This is a genomic window from Nostoc sp., assembly GCF_041747015.1.
Taxonomy (GTDB): domain Bacteria; phylum Cyanobacteriota; class Cyanobacteriia; order Cyanobacteriales; family Nostocaceae; genus Nostoc.
In genome coordinates this window covers 1-3800 of record NZ_JBGTFY010000047.1, presented here as the reverse complement: position 1 = coordinate 3800, position 3800 = coordinate 1, and the positions used below count along the sequence as shown (strand labels likewise).

Here is a 3800-nt window from a genome sequence, read left to right as displayed (position 1 = left end):
TTGAAGTTAACCAAACCGTCGCTGTTAAGGCCAAGGTTGACTTAGCAACTTTGACTAACGATGATGTGCGGGTGGAGTTATACCAAGGTACGATTGATGCCAATGGTGACATTGCCAATGCTGTGCCGGTAGTCATGGATTACCAAGGACAAGATGCACAAAGGTTGAGTGTTTACACGGCGAATATCACTTATACAGCCTCTGGTTTGCAGGGCTTGTCTTTGCGTGTTTTACCACAACACCAACACTTGTCTAGTCCCTATGAGCCGAGATTGATTGCTTGGGCGGAATAGGAAGAAGCAGGGGAGCAGGGCGCAAGGGGGAAAAACTTCTTCACTCTATTTGCTCGCTCCCCTTTTCTCAGGGATGACGATGTAGCCGGTGGTGCGATCGCCTAGCACTAAGTTACGTTTTTCTCCCCAATACCACCAGTGGGCTGCTACATACGCACAAATGAGGCTATCTAGTTTGTCTTCGGCTGCTTTGAGGGCTGCGCCTGTGGTGGGGATTTCAAGAGGAAACGTAGACGCACTAGCGGCTTGCCGTAGGCTACCACAGAGGCGCAGAGGGAGTTCGCAAATGGGGAGGATATCAATAATGTAATTTTGGAGTTTGATTAATTCTAAGCGGCGCTCATTGATGCGTCCTTTTTTGTATTTGAGGATGCGTTCTAAGTTGAATAAGTTAACGATTGCTGGGTGGGGAAAGACTTCTATTTGATATCTGCCGAGTTTTTGCGGTTCGATAGTGGGTGCGTGTGCAAAACCGCGTGATTCTAATTCTAAGCCAAAGTTGACGGTGCGATCGCTGAAAGGTAGGTTTTTGTTAGCTGGGTAGCATCCTGCATGATATTTGCCAAAGTACTTGTGGCTGAGTTTATCGGCGAGGCGACTCCCGCTAGCGTTGGGTATGAGGGTGGGTGCATCTACAGCGATGATGGCTGGTTCGTCTGGCTTGACGCTCTGATCGATCCAGGTGATGATGTCTGCAATGGCTTCTTTGCGATCTAAATCAAGTAGTTGCAGTTGTCCATCTATCCATTCTAAACAGCATAGTCCACTTGCTTGCGATCGCCAGCCTAAATCAATACCAATAAATTTCATTGCCATAACACGAATTTGCGATTATTTTTGCATTTTTGGGCAACCATTTACCTAAATTTACTTGCAAAAAATCGTGATAAATAATCTTATAATTTTAGGCAGTTTGTCTTAATTTATTTTATCTGGCAATAAGTTAATCAAGATTATTCCGATGCAGATTTTATTTTTACATCCCAATTTTCCCTCGCAATTTCGCAACCTAGCGACAATTTTAGGTAAAGATGCTAATTACAAAGTCGTCTTTGGGACAAATCGCCGTGAAGGGGAAATACCTGGCGTTTATAAAGCTATTTACACTCCTTCTCGTGAAGCTGCTCCCCAAACCCACCATTATGTTCGCAGCCTGGAAAATGCTGTTCTCACCGCTCAGGCTGTCTATCGCGTGGCAGAAAAATTAAAAGCTGAGGGTTTTGTTCCAGATATAGTTTATGGTCATTCTGGTTGGGGGCCAACTTTATTTATGAAAGATGTTTTCCCCAAAGCCGAATTATTGTGTTATTTCGAGTGGTTTTATCATGCTCACGGTTCGGATGCAGATTTTGATCCTAATGAACCATTGAATGCTGATGATGAATGCCGCATCCGCATGAAAAATACGCCGATTTTGACTGATTTATATAGTTGCGATCGCGGTCTTTCTCCAACCAATTGGCAACGTCAACAGTTTCCTAAAGAATATCATAGCAAAATCACTGTAATTCATGATGGTATCGACACCAAATATTTTGCTCCCAAACCAGGCGCAAAGTTAATTTTACCAAGAATAAATCTTGACCTTTCTCATGTGGAAGAATTGGTAACTTATGTGGGACGGGGAATGGAACCTTATAGAGGTTTTCCGCAGTTTATGGAAACGGTAGCCTTGCTTCAGCAACGAAGACCTAATTGCCATGTAGTAGTTGTGGGAGAAGATCGGGTTGCTTATGGGAAGAATCTCCCCGATGGTCAGACTTATAAACAATTAATGCTAGAAAAATTATCTTTGGATTTATCGAGACTGCATTTTACAGATAGGCTTCCTTATAATGAGTACCTTCAAGTTTTGCAAGCTTCTTCTGCTCATATTTATTTAACCCGTCCTTTTGTTTTATCCTGGTCAATGTTAGAAGTAATGGCAGCAGGATGTTTACTAGTAGCTTCTAAAACTCCGCCAGTATTGGAAGTTGTACAGGATGGGGTAAATGGACTGCTGGTAGATTTCTTTTCTACCCAGAATATTGCTAATAGGGTTGAAGAGGCGCTGAATAATCCTCAAGAAATGAACGCAATTCGTGCGAATGCGCGAGAAACAATTATCAAGCGTTATGATTTAGCGAAACTGTTACCACAGCACTTGCAATGGATGTTGACTGGTAAAAGTTCTGAGAGTTTGAAAAAGCCCTCACCTTCTAAAGGATTTGGCAGAAATTAGCTGAATAGTTGGGGTTTAGTTTACCCAAGTTTAATTGGGAACTACTGAACTTTTTGGATTTGCAAAAAATAAAAAAACAAGGATATTTACAAAGAATAAATCTATAGCCTCAATGCGAATTATTTTTACCATTGCCCATTTTTTCAAACCTAGCAGTGATGGTCGTCATGCTTCGCAGCGCAAAGATCCACAACCCCGCTTGGAGGCGTTAACTAAAAGCCTAACTGCCTTACAGCAATTATTTGGCAAATCTCAAACTATCATCAACATTGCTCAACGATTAGCTTTGCCTGCTAATCAGCCGCAGTCTCACGAACTAGATATTATTATTTGTACAAGCAAAGATAATCATCTTCTGAATCAGCTTCCCTTACCATCCCATTTATATAAGCATCATTCTACTGATGTCGAACCTCTGCTTTTGGGGTTTGAGTGTCAAGCTGTTCTGCAAAGTTGTCTAGGTCAGTATGATTACTACTGCTTTCTTGAAGATGACCTAATTATCTATGACCCTTGGTTTTTTATAAAATTAAACTGGTTTACCCAACAAGCTGGTGACTTAAACTTGCTCCAGCCAAATCGTTATGAAGCTTCTCCCCACGGTTTGGTTCACAAAGCTTACATTGATGGGGATTTGGCTTTACGAGTAACTGCTCCCTTTCAAAATGTGCAAGAGCAACAGGAACTCAAAGGTACAATCTTGAATACACCAATTACTTTTTGTCGCGCCCTCAATCCTCACGCAGGCTGCTACTTTTTGAATGCAAATCAGATGGCTCATTGGGTTAATCAAACTCATTTTCTCGACCGGGATATTAGCTTTGTTGGTTCTCTAGAAAGTGCTGCTACTTTGGGAATTATGAAGACATTTCAGATTTACAAAACCTCACCAGAGCAAGCTAGTTTTTTGGAGATTCAGCACTTTGGAACAGGATTTCTGGGGTTAATTGGAAAAAAGGTGGGTTTAGCAGAAACGTAAATCGAGTTTGAAAGTTCGGTGACAAAGATTAATGCAATCGCTATTTATGAAAAATAAAGGACAGAGACACTTTAGTTAATACATTTTTTCCAAATTTTATAGCCAATTGGTAGTCATGTGACACATTGTCCGTAGACTGATAGTCCGTAAACGCTCAATACTGCTCGGTTAAGGAAAATAAAGAGTAAAACAAAGAGAAAAGTGTTCGCGTATAGTTTCCGAGAACTAAAATTGAGAGACTTACTTTTTCTCTTTGAGGCTGTCGTATAAGTCAACCCAGTTTTGTCGAAGAGAATCAATGCATGAT

General features: G+C 41.3%; 3 protein-coding genes and 1 pseudogene. 3 read left to right on the top strand and 1 reads right to left on the bottom strand.

What is annotated here, in order from left to right:
* A pseudogene (locus ACEW80_RS03650) lies at nt 1-293 on the top strand (alpha-glucan phosphorylase); the annotation flags it as partial.
* Nucleotides 294-338: 45 nt separating this feature from the next.
* Here the strand turns inward: ACEW80_RS03650 and ACEW80_RS03645 are convergent.
* Nucleotides 339-1103 (bottom strand): DUF429 domain-containing protein, encoded by a 765-nt coding sequence (locus ACEW80_RS03645; RefSeq protein ID WP_373525286.1) that lies wholly within the window; start codon nt 1101-1103, stop codon nt 339-341.
* A 151-nt stretch (nt 1104-1254) separates the two neighbouring features.
* On the opposite strand from ACEW80_RS03645, the gene ACEW80_RS03640 reads away from it, so the two are divergent.
* Nucleotides 1255-2514 (top strand): glycosyltransferase family 4 protein, encoded by a 1260-nt coding sequence (locus ACEW80_RS03640; protein ID WP_373525285.1) that lies wholly within the window; start codon nt 1255-1257, stop codon nt 2512-2514.
* Nucleotides 2515-2626: 112 nt separating this feature from the next.
* Nucleotides 2627-3493 carry a calcium-binding protein gene (locus tag ACEW80_RS03635; RefSeq protein ID WP_373525284.1) on the top strand — a complete coding sequence of 289 codons (867 nt, stop codon included), beginning with the start codon at nt 2627-2629 and terminating at the stop codon, nt 3491-3493.
* Nucleotides 3494-3800: the final 307 nt, after the last annotated feature.